The organism is Reyranella soli, from assembly GCF_007992495.1.
GTDB lineage: Bacteria > Pseudomonadota > Alphaproteobacteria > Reyranellales > Reyranellaceae > Reyranella > Reyranella soli.
Window position 1 is genome coordinate 1 of the sequence record NZ_BKAJ01000189.1, and the last position, 19,716, is coordinate 19,716.

Here is a 19,716-nt window from a genome sequence, read left to right on the forward strand (position 1 = left end):
CATGAAGCTAATCCAGCTCGAAGGCGTTCTTGTAGTCGAGCTTCAGCGCCGGGTCCTGGTCTTCCTTGCGCAGGAAGCAGTTGCCGACCACCAGCACCTCGATCTCGCTGCCCATGAAGCAGCGGAAGGCGTCCTCGGGCGTGCAGACGATCGGCTCGCCGCGCACGTTGAACGAGGTGTTCACCACCACCGAGTAGCCGGTCTTGGCCTTGAACGAGCTGAGCAGGTCATGGAAGGCCGGGTTGGTTTCCTTGTGCACCGTCTGGATGCGCGCCGAGTAATCGACGTGCGTCACGGCCGGAATGTCGGAGCGCGGCACGTTCAGCTTGTCGATGCCGAACAGCGCCTGCTCGGCTTCGTTCATGGCGCGGCGGCGGTCCTCGTTCACCGGCGCCACCATCAGCATGTAGGGGCTGTCGCTCTTGATGTCGAAATACTTGTCGACGTCCTCGCGCAGCACCGCCGGCGCGAAGGGACGGAACGATTCGCGGTACTTGACCTTGAGGTTCAGCGTCTTCTGCATCGAGGGCGAGCGCGCGTCGCCCAGGATCGAGCGGGCGCCGAGCGAGCGCGGCCCGAATTCCATGCGGCCCTGCATCCAGCCCACCGCCTTCTCGTCGGCCAGGGCCTGCGCCGTCTGCTCGATGATCTGGTCGCGGGTCAGGCGCGTCAGCTTGGCGCCGGCCGCGATCAGGCGCTTCTCGATCTCGTCGTCCTTGAACTCGGGGCCGAGATAGGAGCCCGCCATGCCGTCGAGATGGCCGTTGAGCTTGCGCGCCTGGCCGAGATAGCCGTGATAGGCAGCATAGGCCGCGCCGACCGCGCCGCCGGCATCGCCGGCCGCCGGCTGTACCCAGATGCCGTCGAACAGGTTCTCGCGCAGCAGCTTGCCGTTGGCGACGCAGTTCAGCGCCACGCCGCCGGCCAGGCAGATGTTCTTCGCGCCGGTCTCCTTGCGCACCGAGCGCGCCAGCCGGATCACGATCTCTTCGGTGACGGCCTGGACCGACGCCGCGAGATCCATGTGATGCTGGGTCAGCAGCTCCTCGGGCTTGCGCGCCTTGCCGCCGAACAGCTCGCCGAACTTCTCGTTCGTCATGCGGAGCCCGGTGCAGTAGTCGAAGTACTGCTGGTCGAGGCGGAAGGAGCCGTCCTCCTTGAGGTCGACGATCTTGTCGAGGATCAGGTCCTTGAACTTCGGCTCGCCATAGGGCGCCAGGCCCATGACCTTGTATTCGCCGGAGTTGACCTTGAAGCCGGTGTAGTAGGTGAACGCCGAATAGAGCAGCCCGAGCGAATGCGGGAAGTGGATCTCCTTCAGCATCTCGAGCTTGTTGCCCTGGCCCCAGGCCAGCGACGTGGTCGCCCATTCGCCGACGCCGTCCATGCACAGCACGGCGGCCTCTTCATAAGGCGACGGGAAGAAAGCCGAGGCGGCATGGCTCTGGTGATGCTCGCCGAACAGCAGCCGCTTTTGCCAGTCGAAGTCGGGCTGCCAGTGTTTCATCTCATCGCGCAGCAGCGTCTTCTGGAAGAGCTTCTCCTTCAGCCACAGCGGCATGGCCATGCGGAAGGACTGGAAGCCGCGCGGCGCGTAGGCGAGATAGGTCTCGAGCAGGCGCTCGAACTTCAGGAACGGCTTGTCGTAGAAGGCGACGTAATCGACGTCCTGAAGCTTGATGCCGGCTTCGTCGAGGCAGTACTGCACGGCGTGCTGCGGGAAGCCGGAATCGTGCTTCTTGCGGGTGAAGCGCTCCTCCTGCGCGGCGCCGACGAGGTGGCCGTCCTCGATCAGCGCGGCAGCGCTGTCATGATAGAAGGCCGAGATGCCGAGCACGCGCATGGCGGCGTCCGCTCCCTGTTAGAACAGCGTGTAGACGAACGGCGCGATCGCCGAGCCCTTGGTCAGCACGATCAAGCCGCCGAAGATCACCATCATGATCAGGATCGGCAGCAGCCAGAACTTCTTGCGCTGCCTCATGAAGTCCCAGAGTTCGACGAGAATGGAGCCCATTGCCCTTGGTCCCTTTCAGATCAGAATTGGTTCTTCATGGATTGCGGCGGCGGCCCCGGCGGGGTGCGGTCGATCCAGTAGCTCTTGGCGTCAGGATCGCGCTTGAGACGCAGGAAGTCCTTGCCAAAAGCACGCATGACGAGGCCGATCGGCATGATGGTCACGAAGAACAGCAGCCCCAGCACAAGGGGATTCATCACCTTGTACAGCAGCAGACCGAACTTCAACCACAGTCGGTTGAGGGGTGCGAGAACGCGTGGATAAACCAGCGCCACCAGCAGGAACGCCGCCGCCACCGGCAGCGTGTAGTGCCAGTTCTTGCTGCCGTGCCACAGCGAAAGTACTGCGAGGATCGCGAAGAAGCCGGCGAAGACGAGTCCGAAGCCGCGGTCGGTACCCGCCTTTACCTCTTCCTCGCGCGAATAGTCCTCGTGAAGCTGGCTGGTCGCCATTTGCCCGTGCTGCCACCCTTTTGGGGGCCCTTAACTCACTGATCTCAAACGCGAAGTCAATTGGCGACCAGGGGAAGGTTATTCGGTCGCGGGGGCCGCGAAACCGTGCGCCAGCAGCGCTTCCAGGGTGAGCCGCCACACGGCGGTGGCCCGCTCGTAGCTCAGCCCATCCCGGCGACGCAGCACGATCCACGCCTCGAGCGACAGGGCCGCGCCAATGGCGTCCAGAAGCTCTTCCTTGGCCTGCTCGCTCAGGGTCGCGAATTCAGGGCCAAAGGCCTCCAGGGTGGCCTCGCGCAGTTCCAGCGTGGAGACCTTGGCGCGCTCGGTCAGGGCCGGATGATTGACGAACTGGCCGGCTGCGACGCGCAGCGGCACGATCTTGTCGAACACCTGGGCCAGATTCTCGACCACCAAGGGGATGCGGGCGTCCAGCGGCCGGTTGCTGGGGGTCGGCGGCGGCACGACCAGGTCGTCACGCACGCTATCCACAACAGTTACGAAAAGTGACTCTACGTCACCAAAATGCTGGAAGACCGACCGGACCGAGACATCGGCCCGCTTGGCCACCGCCACGACGGTCGGCGCCGTGCTGGTCTCGGAAATCATCGCCTTGGCAGCGGCAATGATCTTGCGCCGAGTTTCGGCCGCGCGCCGGTTACGTCCATCGGACCGGCCAGTTTCAGAACGGCTCATGTCGCCCATTCCTGCCTCACTCGACTGTGCCACTGCGTTGCCGCGCGGCTGTACCGCTGCTTCGCTCATTTCGCTTGGTTCCTAGCTTGTGATGGCGAACGGTGGTCATCGATCACTCCGTCGCCTATGGAGGGCGTGAAATAAGGGCCGACTAGGGCAGGAACAAGGTAAACAGGGTCGCACCACCATGAATATGAGCCATGCAAAAAGCCCCCGAGCGATTTTGTGGGATTTCGGCGGCGTGATCCTTTCCAGCCCTTTCGAGGCCTTCAATCGCTACGAGACCGAGGCAGGTCTTCCCAAAGATTTCATTCGCGGCCTCAATGCGCGCAATGGCGACACCAATGCCTGGGCAAAAATGGAACGCAGCGAAGTTTCCCTCGAAGGCTTCGTCACGCTGTTCGAGGAGGAGGCGCGTCAGAACGGTCACAAGGTCGATGGCTGGCGCATCCTGCAGTCGCTGAGCGGCGACATTCGGCCGCAGATGGTCGAGGCGCTGCGACGTTGTAGCCGCGCCTTCCGCGTCGCCTGCATCACCAACAACATGAAGCATGGCGAAGGGCCCGGCATGGCGCGCAGCGCCGATAAGGCCAAGGCCGTCGCCGAGATCATGACTTTGTTCGAGCATGTCGTGGAATCGAGCAAGCTCGGCATGCGCAAGCCCGATCCGCGCATCTACCAGCACGCCTGCGACCTTTTGGGCGTGCAGCCCGAAGACTGCGTCTATCTCGACGATCTCGGCATCAACCTGAAGCCTGCCCGTGCGCTCGGCATGCGCACCATCAAGGTCGGCGATCCCGACGTGGCGATCGACGAACTGCAGGCGATGGTCGGCATTCCCCTGCGGTGACTGAGTGAAGAGCGGTTGAGCGTGAAACGTCCGGCGCGTCCGATCACCGCGAAGTACCTGCTGAACGCAGCGACGTTCTATCTCGAGCGCTATCCCGCCACGGCCGAAGGTCTGCGCCGTGTTCTCGGCCGTCGGGTTCGCAAGGCAGAGATGGCCGAGGCACCGGTGATGGAGAACGTCGGGCAGGCGATCGAGGCGATCGTCGCGAAGTTCATCGAGGCCGGCGCCATCAACGACAAGGAGTTCGCCCAGACCAAGGCGCGCGCGCTTCATCGGCGCGGCACGTCGAGCCGGCTGACGCGCCAGAAGCTGAAGCACGCCGGCGTCGACGGCGACACGCTCGATCGGGCGATGGCGGCGCTGGACCACGAGCTCGACACCAACCCGGCCGAGCGTGAATGGCAGGCGGCCGTGGCGCTGGCGCGGCGGCGCAGGCTCGGACCGTTCCGGCCGGACAAGGACCGCAAGGAAAGGCGCCTGCGCGACCTCGCCGCCATGGCCCGCGCCGGCTTCGCCTTCGATGTTGCCAAAAAGGTGATCGACGCGAAGAGCGTCGATGCACTGGACGAGGAGTGAGGCTCTTGTACGCTCATCTCCACCTCCCCCGTCTGACGGGGGAGGTGGCCCCGCAGGGGCCGGAGGGGGAAAGCCACAGGCGAGATGTCTGAGAATTTCAGATCTGAAATTTTCGAGGTCGAGACTGTGGCTTTCCCCCTCCCTACCCTCCCCCGTATGACGGGGGAGGAGAAAGAAGGACGGGGAAGGACGACAGATGACCATCACGATCTGGCACAACCCGCGCTGCAGCAAATCGCGCGAGACGCTCGAGCTTCTGAAGAAGAAGGGAGTCGCGCCGACGATCCGCGAATACCTCAAGGAGCCGCCCAGCAAGGCCGAGGTCGAGAAGCTCCTGGACATGGTGGGCGGCGAGCCCGGCGCGCTGATCCGCGACGGCGAGGCCGAGTTCAAGGCGCTCAAGAAGAAGAAGGCCGATCTCAGCCGCGCCGACATCGTGAAGGCGATCGCGGCCCATCCCGTCCTGTTGCAACGGCCGATCGTCGTGGCAGGCAAGCGCGCCGCCATCGGCCGGCCGCCTGAAGCGGTGCTGCCGCTCCTGAAATAGCGCCATGGTCGGCCGGCTCCGCCTCTGGTCGGGCTATGCGCTGTTCTTCTATGTCGTCACGCATCTGCTGAACCACACGCTCGGCCTGATCTCCCTGCGCATACTGGAAGCGGGCCGGCACTGGTTCGTCCTCATCTGGCACAATCCGATCGGCCAGACCGTGCTCTACGGCGCGCTGTTCGGCCATTTCTTCCTGGCCCTGTGGTCGCTCTATCAGCGGCGCGCGCTGAAACTGTCGCCCTGGGAGTGGACGCAATGGATCCTGGGCATGCTGATCATCCCGCTGGGCGCCACGCACGTCGTCGGCACCCGGCTGGCGCACGAGCTCTACGGCGTCGAGCCCGGCTATCCCTGGGTGCTGGGCTCGCTGGTGGTCGGCGGGTGGACCGGCATTTTCCAGCAGTTCGCACTCCCTCTCGTCGTCTGGCTGCATGCCTGCATCGGCCTGCACTTCGCCTGGCGCCTGCGGCCCTGGTATCGCACTTGGCTGCCGCTGCTCTATGCCATCGCCCTGCTGGTGCCGGTGGGCAGCATCGCCGGGGCGGCCATCGCCTTGCGCGACGTTGCCGACCTCGCCCAGCAGCCGGGCTTCCTGCAGAACCTGTTTGAGCGCGCGCACGTGCCGTCGCAGGACGGCATCGCCAATCTCTACGACATATCGCGCAAGCTGCAGATCGGCGCGCTGGTTGTGCTGGTCGGCGCGCTGAGCGCGCGGCCATTGCGCGATCTGTGGGAACGCCGCGCCGGCGTCGTCCGCCTCGACTACGACGAACGGCGCAGTGTCGCCCAGCCGACCGGCCTCACCATCCTCGAGATGAGCCGCATCGCCGGCATCCCGCACGCCTCGGTGTGCGGCGGCCGCGGCCGCTGCTCGACCTGCCGCGTGCGCGTCGGCGGCCAGGACCGCGCCAAGCTGCCCGAAGCCTCGCCGGAAGAGCAGAAGGTGCTGGCGCGCGTCGGCGCGCCCGCCAACGTGCGGCTGGCCTGCCAGCTGCGCCCGCCGCCCGGCCACTATCGCGTGACGCCGCTGCTGCCCGCATCGGCCGGGCCGGTCGAGGCCTATCGCCGCCAGCCGCAGGCCCATGGCGGCGAGCACTACGTCGCCATCCTGTTCGCCGATATCCGTGGCTTCACCTCGATCTCCGAAGGCAAGCTGCCCTACGACGTGGTGTTCCTGCTCAACCGCTACTTTCGCGCCACCGGCCAGGCCATCGAGGCAGCGGGCGGCCGGCTCGACAAGTTCATTGGCGATGGCGTGATGGCGATCTTCGGCCTCGGCAAGGAGCCGCAGGTCGCCTGCCGCGAGGCGCTCGATGCGGCACGGCGCATGGGCGAGGCGCTGGCCGATCTCAACGAGGCGCTGTCGGGCGATCTCGACCAGCCGCTGCGCATCGGCATCGGCCTGCATTCGGGCGCGACCATCGTCGGCGAGATGGGCTATGCGCGCGCCACGCATCTGACCGCGATCGGCGACACGGTGAACATCGCCAGCCGCCTGGAGGCGCTGACCAAGGAATTCGCTGCCGAACTGGTCGTCTCACAGGAACTGCTGGATCGCGCCGGCGTCGACCTCGGCGCCTTGGAAAGCCACGACGTCGAGATCCGCGGCCGGCAAGGCCGCCTGACGGTGCGCGCCGTCAAGAAGGTCATCGAACTCACGGCAATGTCATGAAATTTTCGTTGCCCGAGGCAGGTATCAGGGGAGAATCCGGCAACCTCTGGAGGTAGACCATGCGCCTGACCGTTTTTGCTTCGGCGGCACTGCTCGCTCTTGGATTTCCGATTGCGACTTTCGCAGCCGGCGGCGGCGCCGACCCGCCCAAGCCGACGGCCGTCGCACCCGCGGTGCCGGCCGATCCGAACTTCGCGCAGGCCAAGGCGATGATCGAGGCCAGGAACTACGCCCCTGCAATCCCTCTGTTGCAACAAGTCGTGCAGCGCGATCCGCGCAACGCCGATGCCTACAATCTGATGGGCTACGCCACGCGCATGTCCGGCAATCCGCAGGGCTCGCTGCAGTACTACCAGCAGGCGCTGGCGATCGATGCGCGCCATCTGGGAGCGCACGAATATCTCGGCGAGGCTTATCTGATGCTCAACCAGCCGGCCGACGCGGACAAGATGCTGGCGCGGCTCGATTCGCTCTGCGTCTTCGGCTGCACCGAATACCGCATGCTCAAGACGGCGATCGCCAACTACAAGCAGGGCAAGAAGCCGACCAATTGATCCGTCGGCCGATCCTCCGGGTTTGACGACTTCGGCGGGCGTGACTAGAGCACATTGCGTTCGGCTGAAATCAGCCGAACGCAATGTGCCCTGTGTCATCAGCATCGTCGTAGCGCGCTTTTCCGTTCAAATGGAACCGCGAGCGGTTCCATTTGAACGGAAAACGCTCTAGCGTCACGTCCCGAAAGCGGGCGCAACCTAAAACGCGCCCGCAAGACCTGGGGGAAACGATGCGCATTTGGCGATACATCGCGCTGCTCCTGTTCGTCGGTTGCCTGGCCGGCGAAGCCGTCGCGCAGAACACGATCTCCAACCTGCCGCGCAAGGAAACGCTGATCGTCGAGAACCCCGAAGGGACGATCAAGAACGCCGGCTGGTTCAACATCTGGGCGATCAATGCTGGCGGCCAGTCGACCGGCCTGCATCAGCTCGGCATGGACACGTTCTGGTACATCGATCCGCAGAAGGGCGTCGACGGCGTGTGGGACAACTCGCTCGCCTCCGAGAAGCCGATCTACAACGCCGACTTCACCGAGATGACGGTGAAGCTGCGCAAGGGCATCTTCTGGAGTGACGGCGTCGAGTTCAGCGCGGCCGACATCGTCTACACCATCCAGACCCACATGAAGACCAACGGGTTGCGCTGGAGCGCTCCCGTGCAGGTCAACGTCGCCGAGGTCAGCGCACCCGACGACGGCACTGTCGTGTTCAAGCTGAAGAAGCCCAACTCGCGCTTCCATGCGCTGTTCACGGTGCGCTGGAACGCCATGTGGATGATGCCCAAGCACGTCTTCGAGAAGGTGGCCGATCCGCTGAAGTTCGACTTCAACCCGCCGGTGACGCTCGGCGCCTACACGCTCAATTCCTTCGATCCCAACGGCAAGTGGTTCATCTGGCAGAAGCGTCCCGACTGGCAGCGCACCACCGTGGCCCGCTTCGGCGAGCCCGGGCCGAAGTACGTCGCTTACGTCGACCCCGGCCCGCCGGACAAGCGCGTCATCGCCCAGCTCAACCACGAACTCGACATCATCCACGACGTCTCGCCCGAAGGCATGTTCACGCTCGCCAAGCAGAGCAAGACCTCGCACGGCTGGTTCAAGGGCTTTCCTTACGCCCATCCCGACCCGACCCTGCCGGCAGTGGTGCTCAACGCCCAGAACGACATGTTCAAGAGCCGTGACGTGCGCTGGGCGCTGGCTCTCCTGATCGACATCAAGGCGGTGTCGATGGCCTCGTACCGCGGCGCCGCGACCATCTCGGCGATCGGCGTGCCGCCCACCGGATCGGCGCCGGAGGTCTACCACGCGCCGCTGGAGAGCTGGCTGCAGGCGTTCGAGATCGATACCGGCAAGCGCAAGATCAAGCCGTACGATCCCACCATCGGCAAGCAGATCGCCGATTCACTCAGGCCCTCGCTCGGCGATCAGATCCCGGTCAGCGCCGACGACATCGCCAAGTCGTTCGGCCGTGGCTGGTGGAAGCCCAACCCGCAGGCCGCCGCCGAACTCCTGGAACGCGGCGGCTTTGCCAAGAAGGGCGACAAGTGGTTCATGCCCGACGGCAAACCGTTCGCCATCAAGCTGATGGTCGAGGGCGAAGGCCGGCCGGTGATGACGCGCGCCGGCAGCATGATCGCCCAGCAATGGCGCCAGTTCGGCATCGATGCCTCGACTGTCGTGGCCCAGGGCAGCATGATCGACCGCCGCCAGGCCGGCGACTTCGAGGCGATGATCACCTGGAGCGTCGAGACCTGGGGCGGCCATCCTGACCTCTCGTTCTTCCTCGACAGCTGGCACTCGCAGTTCGTGGCCCAGCCCGGCAAGCCGCAGCCGCCACGCAACTGGCAGCGCTGGTCTAACCCCGCGCTCGACAAGATCATCGAGCAGGTGCGCCAGACCGGGTTCGACGATCCCAAGGGCCTCGATCTCAACCGCGAATACGTGAAGCTCGTCGTGCAGGAGATGCCGACCATCCCGCTGATGTCCTACAACGTCTTCACGGTGATGGATGACACCTACTGGACCGGCTACCCCAACGCGGCGGCCGCGCCCTACACGGATCCGGTGCCGAACTGGGCGAATACCAAGTACATGATGGTGAAGCTGAAGCCCAAGCCGTGAGCGAAACGGCGCGAACAATAGTTCCGTCATCCCGAGCGAAGCCGCCCGCAGGGCGCCGTAGTCGAGGGACCTCGTCTTGTCGGCACAGCAACAAAACAGGTCCCTCCGCTACGCCTCGCTTCGCTCGGCTCCGGTCGGGATGACGAAAGCATGACCGGGTACCCGCTTTATCTCCTGACGCGCCTCGGGCAGTTCGCCCTGGTGGTATTCATTGGGATCAACATCGCCTTCATCGTCACGCACGCGACGCCGATCGATCCGGTCGAGCAGTCGATCGCGGCGGCGACGCAATTCGGCAGCACCAGCCCCGAGGCGATCGCGCTGATGCGCCAGTCGCTGAAGGAGCTGTACGGTCTCGAGGGCAGTCTCGGCGACCAGTACGTCTCGTTCTGGAGTCGCGTCGCGACGGGCGACTTCGGCCCCTCCCTTTCGGCCTTCCCCACGCCCGTCTCGACCCTGATCGGCCGGGCGCTGCCGTGGACGGTGGCCCTGCTGGTCGTCTCGACGCTGCTGACCTGGGTGCTCGGCAACCTGCTGGGCGGCCTCGCGGGCTACTATCGGCGCAGCAAGGCGCTGCGCTTCGCCGGCATCCTGGCGATGACCTTTCATCCCATCCCCTACTATATCGTCGCTTTCCTGCTGCTGATCGTGTTCGGCTACCTGTGGCCGGTGCTGCCGATCAGCGGCGGCTACAAGATGAACATGACGCGCGACTGGAGCTGGGAGTTCATCGGCAGCGTCGCGGCCCATGCCATCCTGCCCGTGCTGTCGCTGGCCCTGGTCGGGCTGGGCGGCTGGTTCATGGGCATGCGCTCGCTGGTCTCCAACATCGTGACCGAGGACTACGTGGCCTACGCCGAGCTGGGCGGCGTCGAGCGCCGCCGCATCCTCGGCTCCTACGTCATGCGCAACGCCCTGGTGCCGCAGGTCACCGGGCTGGCGATGTCGCTGGGCTCGATCTTCAACGGCGCCATCATCACCGAGCAGGTGTTCGGCTATCCCGGCGTCGGAACGCTGCTGGTCTCGGCCGTCCATGTCGGCGACTACAGCCTGGTGCTCGGCATCACCACGGTGTCGATCGTGGCGGTGTCGGTCGCCGTCCTGCTGATCGACCTTGCCTATCCGCTGCTCGACCCCCGCGTGAAGGCGCGCTGAGCATGGGCCGCATCCTGATCGACCTGTTGCGCTTCAACCGCCAGTTCGCGGTCGGCCTGGTCCTGCTGGCGATCGTGCTGGGCTTCGCGCTGCTCTCCTTCTTCTCGCCCTATCCGCCGAACGACAGTTTCGTGGTGCCGCCTGACGTGCCGCCATCGTGGGCATACCCGATGGGCACGACGTCGCGCGGCCAGGACCTGTTCTGGCTGCTCACCTTCTCGATCCGCAACACGCTCCTGTTCGGCGTCACGGTCGCCCTGATCAGCCGCCTGCTGGCGCTGGTGATCGGGCTGGTCGCGGGTTACTGCGGCGGCCTGGTCGATCGCGCGCTGATGTCGATCAACGACACCTTCATCGTCATCCCGCTGTTCCCGATCCTGGTGCTGTTCTACTTCGTGATGAAGGACCACATGTCGTGGGGGCTGCTTGCGTTGATGATGGCCTGCCTGGGCTGGGCCTACGATGCACGCCTGATCCGTTCGGTGGCGCTCAGCCTGCGCACGCGCGAGTTCACCGAGACCGGCATCTTCTCCGGCATGTCGATGCGCCAGATCCTGGTCGAGGAGCACCTGCCCTACGTCCTGCCGATCGTGTTCTCGACCACCATGAACAACATCAACTGGTCGATCGGGCTCGAGGTGACGCTGTCGGTGCTGGGCTTCACCGACATCAACACGCCGACCATCGGCGTGCTGATCTACTGGGCCAACCAGCACACCGCGCTGGTCGCCGGCATCTGGTGGTGGATCTTCTTCCCTGTCCTGCTGGTGATCCTGGCCTTCATCGGCCTGTTCCTGCTCGCCGTGTCGATGAACGAGTACATCGACCCGCGCAGCCGCCTCGGCCGGAGCGGCGGATGAGCGAACCGGTGCTCACCGTCTCGGGCCTGCGCGCCTGGTACCGGACCTCCGCCTACGGCGTCAGCCGCGAGGTGCGGGCGGTCGACGACATCTCGCTGTCGATCGCGGCCGGCGAAATCTACGGCCTGGCCGGCGAATCGAGCAGCGGAAAGACCACCCTGATCAAGACCATCGCCAACGCCATCCAGCCGCCGCTCGAGGTGCTGGCCGGCTCGGTCGTGTTCCGCTTCGGCGACAGGCCGGTCGACATCCATCGCATCAGCCGCGAGGCGCTGGGCAAAATACGCTGGAAGCATCTCAGCTACATCATGCAAGGCTCGATGAACGTGCTGAACCCGGTCCGGCGGGTACGGCACACCTTCTTCGACTTCGCCTTCCGCCACATCGGTCGTCCCAAGCCTGAATTCCTGCAAGTCGTGCGCGACCACCTGCAGCGCCTGCACCTGGCACCCGACGTGCTCGACGCCTTTCCCCATCAGCTGTCCGGCGGCATGCGCCAGCGCGTCACCATCGCGCTCGCCACCGTCTGCCGGCCGGAATTCATCATTGCCGACGAGCCGACCACGGCGCTGGATGTCGTCGTCCAGAAGGGCGTCCTGGCCATGATCCACGAGATCCAGCGCGAGCTCGGCTCGTCGATCATTTTCGTCACGCACGACATGGCCGTGCATGCCAACCTCACCGACCGGCTGGGCATCATGTATGCCGGCCGCCTGGTCGAGGAGGGCCGAACCGCCGACATCTTCCGCGCGCCACGCCATCCCTACACCGCCCACCTGATCGCGAGCCTGCCACGACTGGGCGACACCGCGCCCAAGAAGGGCCTGGACGGCGCGCCGCCCAACCTCGCCGATCCTCCGCCGGGCTGCCGCTTCCATCCGCGCTGCCCACGCGCTTCCGACATCTGCCGCCGCGAGGCGCCGCCGATGGCGGAGCTGTCGCCCGGCCATCGGGCCGCCTGCTTCCATCCCGAACCGGAGCGTCCGGCATGAGCGCGCTGCTCGAGGTCGAGGATGTCAGCCGCGTCTACCGCACCGGTGGTTTGTTCGCGGCCCGCCGTGTCACGGCCGTCGACGGCGTCAGCCTGCAACTGGAGGCAGGCCGGCCGGAGATCCTGACTGTCGTGGGCGAGTCGGGCAGCGGCAAGACCACGCTGGCGCGCATGATCCTCGGCATGGTGCCGCCCAGCACCGGCGCCATCCGCTTCAAAGGCAAGGATCTCGCCGATATCCGCGGCAGCCGCGCGCGGCTTGCCTTCATGAAGGAGGTCCAGCCGGTCTTCCAGAATCCGTTCGAGGCCTTCAACCCCATGAAGCGGCTCGACCGCTACTTGTTCGCCACGGCGCGGCGCATGGCGGGCGTCGAGGGCGAGGCCGCGATCCGCGACGCCGCCGACGGCGCCCTCAAGGAAGTGGGCCTGTCGCTCGCCGAGGTTCGCGGCCGCTATCCCCACGAGCTGTCGGGCGGGCAGCTGCAGCGCGTGGCGATCGCCCGCGCCTTGATTTCGAAGCCGGCGCTGCTGGTCGCCGACGAGCCGGTATCGATGATCGACGCCTCGCTCCGCGCCTCGATCGTCAACCTGCTGCGCGGCCTGCGCGAGCGGCGCGGCGTCTCGATCATCTACATCACCCATGACCTCGCCACCGCCTACTATGTCAGCGACCGCATCCTGATCATGCGTCACGGCAAGGTCGTCGAAAGCGGCGAGGCGCGCGCCGTGCTCGACGACCCGCAGCATCCTTATTCGCAGCTGCTCAAGAGTTCCGTGCTCTCTCCCGAAGTCCCGCCCACCGGAGCCGCTTTCCATGCGTAACGTCACTGTCCGCCTGCACCGCGATTTCGCCATCGGCGCGACCGATCCGCGCCTGTTCGGCGCCTTCCTGGAACATCTCGGCCGCTGCATCTATGGCGGCATCTTCGAGCCCGGCCATCGCACTGCCGACGCCAGAGGATTCCGCCAGGACGTGCTTGAGTTGGTGCGCGAGCTCGCGCCCACCATCATGCGCTATCCCGGCGGCAACTTCGTCTCGGGCTACAATTGGGAGGATGGAGTAGGCCCCGTCGCCGAGCGGCCGCGCCGGCTCGACCTCGCCTGGATGTCGACCGAGACCAACGAGTTCGGCACCAACGAGTTCATCGACTGGTGCCGCGCCGCCAACATCGAGCCGATGCTGGCCGTCAACCTCGGCACCAGAGGCGGCGATGCCGCCCGCAACATGGTCGAATACTGCAACCATCCCGCCGGCACGGCGCTGTCGGATCTCCGCAGGAAGCACGGCTGGGACAAGCCGCACGGCGTGAAGTTCTGGTGCCTGGGCAACGAGATGGACGGCCCCTGGCAGATGGAAGCCAAGACCGCCCACGAATACGGCCGCATCGCCCACGAGGCGGCCAAGATGATGAAGTGGATCGATCCCTCGATCGAGCTCGCGGCGTGCGGCTCCTCCGGCCGGCGCATGGCGACCTTCGGGGCGTGGGAGGACACGGTCCTGCAGCACACGTTCGATCACGTCGAGTACATCTCGCTGCACACCTATCTCAACAACTACGACGGCGGCACGCCGGCCTTCCTGGCAAGCGTCGACCTGATGGACAATTTCATCGACGAGGTGGTGGCGATTGCCGACGCCGTCGCGGCCCGCCGCCGTTCCCAGAAGCGCATCATGCTGAGCTTCGACGAATGGAACGTCTGGTACCGTACGCGGCGCAATCGCGCTGCCCGCGTCAAGGAAGGCTGGCCAGTGGCGCCGCCGATCCTCGAGGAGCCCTACAACATGGAAGATGCGCTGGCCTTCGGCGGCATGTGCATCTCGCTCCTGAATCATGCCGACCGCGTCAAGGCGGCGTGTCTCGCCCAGCTGGTGAACGTCATCGCGCCGATCATGACGGAGACCGACGGCCCGGCTTGGCGGCAGACGATCTTCCATCCCTTCGCCCATTTCAGCCGCATGGGGCGTGGCCGCGTGCTGCGTGCCGAGATCGATTCGCCCACTTATTCCGCGCGCTACAACGATCCGCAGGGCCCGATCAACGACTACTACGAAATTCCCGCGGCGCCCTACCTCAAGCTCGCCGCCGTGCACGACGACAGGGCGGGCACGCTCACCTTGTTCGCGCTGAATCGTAGTCTCGATGAGGCATTGCCTCTCAGCCTGGAGGCCGGCGGATTCGGCACGCTTGCCGTCAAGCAGGCGCTGCAGCTGGCTGACGCCGACCTCAAGGCGATGAACACCAAGGACGATCCCGACCGGATCGCGCCCAAGTCCCTCGCGACGGTGCGCGTCCAGGGCGGGAAACTCGAGGCGACGCTGTCACCTGCGTCGTGGAATGTCATCCAGCTGTCTTTGAACTAGACCCGCATACCGGCCATGACGGCGGTCGGCTTCATGGTCATGAACATCGCGTGTTAGCCTCTCCCTGATACTCAGGGAGAGAATGCGCGATGAGAACAGCCATTCTGACCGGCGTCAGCATCTCGGCATCGATCGCTATCCTGGTCACCAGTGTCTCGATTTCCGCCCAGGACAAGGACAAGTACGCCGTCAAAGTGCCGGGCGGCCTCGCCTTCTCCGAGTTCAGGGGATACGAGGACTGGGCTGTCATCTCGCTCAGCGTGAACGGCGGCAAGGTCGCCGCGATCCTGGGCAATCCAGCGATGATCGACGCCTACAAGCAAGGCATCCCCGACAACGGCAAGTCCTTCCCCGACGGCGCCATGATGGCGAAGATCCACTGGAATCCGAAAAAGCAGGAGAGCTATCCGGGCCAGCCGATGGTGCCGGGCACCCTGCACGATGTCGACTTCATGGTGAAGGACAGCAAGCGGTTCGCCGACAGCGGCGGCTGGGGATGGGGCGCGTTCGATTACGACGAAGCCTCCGGTACGTTCAGGCCCGCCAACGCGGCATCCAGACCGCCGCAGGGAAACGACGCGAAGTGCGGGCTCACGTGCCACACGGACGTGGTGACGCGCGACTACGTCTTCACGGAATACGGCAAGCGGTGAGACGAGCGATCTAACCGTGCGGCAGCTCGAAGAGTTGCCGGATCCGGGTTACCAGGACCGAGAATGACGGCGCGGGTCCAAGGCCGCTGTCGTCGGCCAGTCCCGTTGCAGCAGTCTTGGCGCGCCGTGTCAGCGTCAGGCTGATGTCGTCGGCGATGGCCGGCCGGTCATGCATCAGCTTAGCGAGCGCCGCCTGGCCCACCTCGTAGGCCACGACAAACGTCAGGGCACGCACCGTTCCGGGTTCGCCCGCTCCGGCAAACAGGCCGCTTTCGCCAAAATAGTCGCCGGGCGCCAGCCGGCTCAGCTCGATCTCGCCGACACCCTCGTCGCGCGATACCACGGCAACGCCGGTCCGGATGACCACCAGGGAGTTGAGCTTGTCGCCTTGCGCGGCAAGCACCTCGCCCTTGCGATAGGTCTTGCGCGTCATGGTGTCGGCCAGCGCCGCCTTCTCGTCGTCCATCAGCGATGCGAACAGCGGCACGGCATCGACCAGGCGCAGCGCCGTCCCCCTGGGCGTGGGGGCGGTCGCCGCCGCCTGGCCGACGAATGCCGGCGCGCCCGCCTCGCGCGGCGGCGCCAGCGCCAGCCCGGCCGCGCGCGTGTGGCGATAGATCAGATCATAGACCTCGTGCCGCGCCGTTGCCGCCACCCCGAAGTCGCGGACGCGGAAGGAGAGCTCCAGCTCGACGGCGTGGGCGTCGAGCGACTTGATCTCCACCGAGGGCGCAGGCGTCGGCATGATGTTGTTGCTGCTGAGCAGCACCGTGCGCATCACGTCCGAGATCGTCGACGGCGCCATGGTCGGCGCCACCCGGACGCGCAGCTTTACCCCGTGATTGCGATTGGGGCTGCTTAGGTTGGTGAGCTGAGCCTTGGCCAGGCCGCTGTTCGGCAGCACCACCAGGTCGTTCGAGGCGTTGAGCAGGTGCGTCGCCCGCCAGTTCGTCTCCACGACCCGGCCCTCGATGCCGTCGTTCAGCACGATCCAGTCGCCGACTTCGTAAGCCTTGCTGAGATTGAGGGCGATGCCGGAGAACACGTCGGCCAGCGTGCTCTGCAAGGCGAGGCCCAGGATGATCGCAAACACGCCGGAGGTCGCGATCAGGGTGCCGACCGGTGCGCTGAAGACGTAGGCGAAGACCGACAGCACGGCGCTGAGATAGATGACGCCGACCACGAGATCCTGGATCAGCCGGCCCTCGAGCGGGCGCCGCTCGAAGATCAGGAAGACGCGGGTGAACCCGGTCAGGACCCAGGCAGCGTTGATCCACCAGATGATCTTTGCCACGGCCACGAAAACGCGCTCGAAGGCGGGCGTAGTATCGGGCGCGATCTCGTACGGGACGATGCCGTGGTGATAGAGCAGCGCCGTCAACGCCAGGAAGAAGCCGAGCTGGAAGACCAGGCGTCGCGCCGGATAGTGGCGCAGCAGCACGCGGGTGATCAGCGCGCCCAATATGGCGACGACACCGGTCTGGACGAACGGGTCGAACACCAGCTCCTTGACGGTCAGCTCGTCCATCAGGTTCCTCCCGCAAGCCAAACCGTCATGCCCGGTTCGAGCCCGTCGTCCTTGGCGCCGATCGGATCGAGCCGCAGACGGAAACTGTTCAGATCGTGATCGCCCACCGCACGCGCCGCCCGCCAGGTGGCGAACTCGCCGAGCGGACGCAGCTCGGTGACGCGCGCGGCGATGCGCTTGCCGCCGTCCGTGGTCAGCGTCAGCTCGCTGCCCACCCCGATCCTGCCCAGCGCATCTTCGCGCAGGGTAAAAGCGAACCAGCGTTCGTTGCCGACATAGAGGGTCAGCACCGGCTTGCCGACCGGCAGGATCTCGCCCGGCTCGGCGACCAGGACGCCGACCGTGCCGTCGACCGGCGCCACCAGCCGCGTCTTGGCGACCTTCGCCTTGAGATCGGCCACCGTGGCCTCGGCCAGCGCCAGCCGGGCATCAGCCAGGGCGCGCTCCTCGGCGGTCGGCCCGGCGCGCGCCGCCGAGAGCTGGGCGCTCTTCAGAGCAAGATCGGCCCGCGCCTTGGCGAGCGATGCATCGCTCTCGTCGAGCTTCTGCTTGCTGGCGAAGTCGCGCGCCGCCAGCGCCGCGGCGCGGACCTGCTCCTGTTCGGCGAGCAGCAGGTTGGCCTGGGCTGTATCGACGGCCTGGGCGAGGATCGAGACTTCCTCGGCGCGCATGCCGACATAGACGCGGGCGCGCTCGGCCGCAGCGCTGCGGGCCGCCGCCTCGGCCTCGCCCAGGGAGGCCATGAGCTCGGGGTTGCTGAGCACGGCCAGCAGCTCGCCCTTGCGCACCGCCTGCCCTGCCTGCACGTCGATCGAGGCAAGCCGGCCGGTGATCTCCGGCGCGATGCGGATCTCGGTCTGGCGCACCATGCCGGCGAAGGCCGGTAACGGACGATGTCGCGGCAGGAAAGCGAGCAGGCCAGCGACGGCCACCGCGACGATCGCCAGCGCGATGATCAGCTGACGCTTACGCCGTGCGCTCATGATTCCTCCACCGCGCGAGCAAGGGAGCCGTCGCCAGCGAGGCGAGCGCACCGTACAGGACGACAAGTGCCCAGAGCCGAAGCCAATCGCCGAAGACGTCGGCCAGGCTCGCATTCATCTGGTTGATGCGGACCAGCCCATCGATGGCCGACGTGCTGGGGAAGATGAAGCTCACCGCGCGCAGCGCCGGAGGGATCGCCTCGACGGGCCAGGCGACGCCGACCAGGAAGAACAGCGGCAGGCTGATGGCGATGAACAGCAGCACGGCCGTCTCGCGCCGCGTGAACCACGAACTCACGAACTGGCCGAGGAAACTCACCGAAAGAACGAACGGTACCAGCATCGCCAGCAGATCGCCAAGCCTGGTCGTCGCCGAGAAGCCATAGATGCGCGGCAGCACGACCAGGAACAAGGCAGCGCCCGGCAGCACCAGCAACAGATGCGCGAGGCCCTGGCCGAGTACTGCGGCAGGCCCGCCACGACGACGCCGCGCGCCCTGCCCGCCCTGCTCGAAGGCGATGCCGCCGAGGCTCGCCGCGCCCATGAGCAGGGTCTGCTGCAGGATCAGCATGAAGGCCGCCGGCACGATGTAGCTGGCATAACCGCCCGTCGGATTGAACAGCGGCTGGTTGATCACCTCGACCGGCGAGCTGCGTGCCAAGGCGGCGCGATAGAGGCTGCCGTCAGGACGGGAATCACCCGACTGGAGATCGGCGTTCAGCGCGGCGTTGGCTTCGAGGATGCCCTGGAGCGTGCGGTTGTAGAGGAGGAAGTAGACGGAATCGACATAGGCCGGCAGGCGTGCCCGGCGCCCAGCCAGCACCTCGCGCTCGGTGCCGGCTGGAATGTCGAGGATGGCGAACACCTGGCGTCGCTCGAGCGCAGCGTGCGCCTCGGCGAGCGTGCTGAAGCGGGCGCCGACGCGGATCGCCTCGTGCGCGTTCAGGCTCTGCACCAGCTGGCGGCTGATCTCGGTGGAATCCTCGTCGACGACGGCGATCGGGATGTCGCGCACGAGCTGCCCGAGATAGGGCTGCGGATAGAGCACCCCATAGATGATCGGCGCCAGCACCAGCAATCCGAACGCGCCGCGGTCGCGCAAGGCGCCGCCATATTCGGCGGCAAAGGCGCGTACGACGGCGAAGCGATGCGGGCTTTGCTCGGATCGGACGGCTTCTTCCTGCGGCAGCAATTCTCCGGCGATGGACCGCAGACGCAGGACGGCAAGGCCCAGGAAGACGACGGTCAGCACGGCCAGGATCGCCAAGGGCTCGATCGACTCTTGGGCCGGCGCGCCGCGCGCCGCCTGGTCGGACAGCACCTGCATGTACCAGCGCGCCGGCAGCAGGTTGCCCCAGAAGCGGGCGAAGTCACCCATCGCCAGCAGGGGAAAGCCCACCCCGGCGAAGCCGAAGGCCGGCGAGCAGAAGATGCCGGTGAGCGACAGGCCGAAGGCAAGATTGCGCACCAGGAGCTGGAACAGCGCGCCGACGCAGAGGTAGGCCGCGATGAACAGGCAGCCGGCAAGACCGGCGATGACCGGATCGCCGCGGAAGGGTACCTGGAAGCCGTCGTGGATGGTCAGTGCGGCGATCACCAGCATCACCACGAAGAGGCCGAAGTACGGCGCGAGCTTGCCGACCAGCGCCGTCACCGCATCGCCGTCGGCCGCCGCCAGCCACTCCGTCATGTCGCGGCGGGGG

19 protein-coding genes are annotated in these 19,716 nt (G+C 66.0%); 12 read left to right on the forward strand and 7 right to left on the reverse strand.

Features of this window, described 5'->3' with window-relative positions; genetic code table 11:
- Positions 1-7: 7 nt before the first annotated feature.
- The 4 genes from RSO01_RS40250 to RSO01_RS40260 form a co-directional block, all read right to left on the reverse strand.
- Positions 8-1,843: a carbamoyltransferase family protein gene (locus RSO01_RS40250; protein WP_147156237.1), complete on the reverse strand. Its 1,836-nt coding sequence runs from the start codon at positions 1,841-1,843 to the stop codon at positions 8-10.
- 18 nt (positions 1,844-1,861) lie between these two features.
- Positions 1,862-2,014, reverse strand: a complete 153-nt coding sequence (locus RSO01_RS47965) for a DUF5989 family protein (RefSeq protein WP_170303728.1) — start codon at positions 2,012-2,014, stop codon at positions 1,862-1,864.
- Between the two features lie 20 nt (positions 2,015-2,034).
- Positions 2,035-2,466 (reverse strand): SxtJ family membrane protein, encoded by a 432-nt coding sequence (locus RSO01_RS40255; protein WP_147156238.1) that lies wholly within the window; start codon positions 2,464-2,466, stop codon positions 2,035-2,037.
- A gap of 78 nt (positions 2,467-2,544) precedes the next feature.
- Entirely contained in the window at positions 2,545-3,171 is a 627-nt protein-coding gene (locus RSO01_RS40260; RefSeq protein ID WP_170303729.1) for a TetR/AcrR family transcriptional regulator, read from the reverse strand.
- Between the two features lie 184 nt (positions 3,172-3,355).
- Here RSO01_RS40260 and RSO01_RS40265 point away from each other — a divergent pair, with 184 nt between their 5' ends.
- The 12 genes from RSO01_RS40265 to RSO01_RS40320 all read left to right on the forward strand — a co-directional run bounded on the left by RSO01_RS40265 (position 3,356) and on the right by RSO01_RS40320 (position 15,502).
- Positions 3,356-4,012 (forward strand): HAD-IA family hydrolase, encoded by a 657-nt coding sequence (locus RSO01_RS40265; protein WP_147156240.1) that lies wholly within the window; start codon positions 3,356-3,358, stop codon positions 4,010-4,012.
- Positions 4,013-4,033: 21 nt separating this feature from the next.
- Positions 4,034-4,588: a regulatory protein RecX gene (locus RSO01_RS40270; RefSeq protein WP_147156241.1), complete on the forward strand. Its 555-nt coding sequence runs from the start codon at positions 4,034-4,036 to the stop codon at positions 4,586-4,588.
- 196 nt (positions 4,589-4,784) lie between these two features.
- Positions 4,785-5,135, forward strand: a complete 351-nt coding sequence (gene arsC / locus RSO01_RS40275) for an arsenate reductase (glutaredoxin) (RefSeq protein ID WP_147156242.1) — start codon at positions 4,785-4,787, stop codon at positions 5,133-5,135.
- Between the two features lie 4 nt (positions 5,136-5,139).
- On the forward strand, positions 5,140-6,807 hold the full coding sequence (locus RSO01_RS40280; RefSeq protein ID WP_147156243.1) for an adenylate/guanylate cyclase domain-containing protein: 1,668 nt from the start codon (positions 5,140-5,142) through the stop codon (positions 6,805-6,807).
- 59 nt (positions 6,808-6,866) lie between these two features.
- Entirely contained in the window at positions 6,867-7,361 is a 495-nt protein-coding gene (locus tag RSO01_RS40285; RefSeq protein ID WP_147156244.1) for a tetratricopeptide repeat protein, read from the forward strand.
- 230 nt (positions 7,362-7,591) lie between these two features.
- Positions 7,592-9,481 (forward strand): ABC transporter substrate-binding protein, encoded by a 1,890-nt coding sequence (locus tag RSO01_RS40290; protein ID WP_147156245.1) that lies wholly within the window; start codon positions 7,592-7,594, stop codon positions 9,479-9,481.
- A gap of 150 nt (positions 9,482-9,631) precedes the next feature.
- The gene (locus tag RSO01_RS40295) at positions 9,632-10,636 is read left to right on the forward strand and encodes an ABC transporter permease (RefSeq protein ID WP_147156246.1); all 1,005 of its coding nucleotides are present in this window, start codon (positions 9,632-9,634) and stop codon (positions 10,634-10,636) included.
- A gap of 2 nt (positions 10,637-10,638) precedes the next feature.
- A complete protein-coding gene (locus tag RSO01_RS40300; protein WP_147156247.1) occupies positions 10,639-11,496 on the forward strand; it encodes an ABC transporter permease in 858 nt (285 codons plus the stop codon).
- On the forward strand, positions 11,493-12,488 hold the full coding sequence (locus tag RSO01_RS40305; protein ID WP_147156248.1) for an ABC transporter ATP-binding protein: 996 nt from the start codon (positions 11,493-11,495) through the stop codon (positions 12,486-12,488). The genes RSO01_RS40300 and RSO01_RS40305 overlap by 4 nt, the downstream gene beginning before the upstream one ends.
- Positions 12,485-13,309: an ABC transporter ATP-binding protein gene (locus RSO01_RS40310; RefSeq protein WP_147156249.1), complete on the forward strand. Its 825-nt coding sequence runs from the start codon at positions 12,485-12,487 to the stop codon at positions 13,307-13,309. The genes RSO01_RS40305 and RSO01_RS40310 overlap by 4 nt, the downstream gene beginning before the upstream one ends.
- Entirely contained in the window at positions 13,302-14,849 is a 1,548-nt protein-coding gene (gene arfA, locus RSO01_RS40315; RefSeq protein WP_147156250.1) for an arabinosylfuranosidase ArfA, read from the forward strand. Before RSO01_RS40310 ends, arfA begins: the two co-directional genes overlap by 8 nt.
- Positions 14,850-14,938: 89 nt before the next feature.
- Positions 14,939-15,502, forward strand: coding sequence for a cytochrome P460 family protein (locus tag RSO01_RS40320; protein ID WP_147156251.1), 564 nt, complete (start codon positions 14,939-14,941; stop codon positions 15,500-15,502).
- Between the two features lie 10 nt (positions 15,503-15,512).
- Here RSO01_RS40320 and RSO01_RS40325 read toward each other — a convergent pair whose 3' ends face one another.
- The 3 genes from RSO01_RS40325 to RSO01_RS40335 form a co-directional block, all read right to left on the reverse strand.
- Positions 15,513-17,033, reverse strand: coding sequence for a mechanosensitive ion channel family protein (locus tag RSO01_RS40325; RefSeq protein ID WP_147156254.1), 1,521 nt, complete (start codon positions 17,031-17,033; stop codon positions 15,513-15,515).
- Positions 17,030-18,013 carry an HlyD family secretion protein gene (locus tag RSO01_RS40330; protein ID WP_170303730.1) on the reverse strand — a complete coding sequence of 328 codons (984 nt, stop codon included), beginning with the start codon at positions 18,011-18,013 and terminating at the stop codon, positions 17,030-17,032. Before RSO01_RS40330 ends, RSO01_RS40325 begins: the two co-directional genes overlap by 4 nt.
- The coding region (locus tag RSO01_RS40335) for an ABC transporter permease (RefSeq protein ID WP_147156253.1) at positions 17,997-19,716 on the reverse strand (1,720 nt) is incomplete at its 5' end. The genes RSO01_RS40330 and RSO01_RS40335, both read right to left, overlap by 17 nt.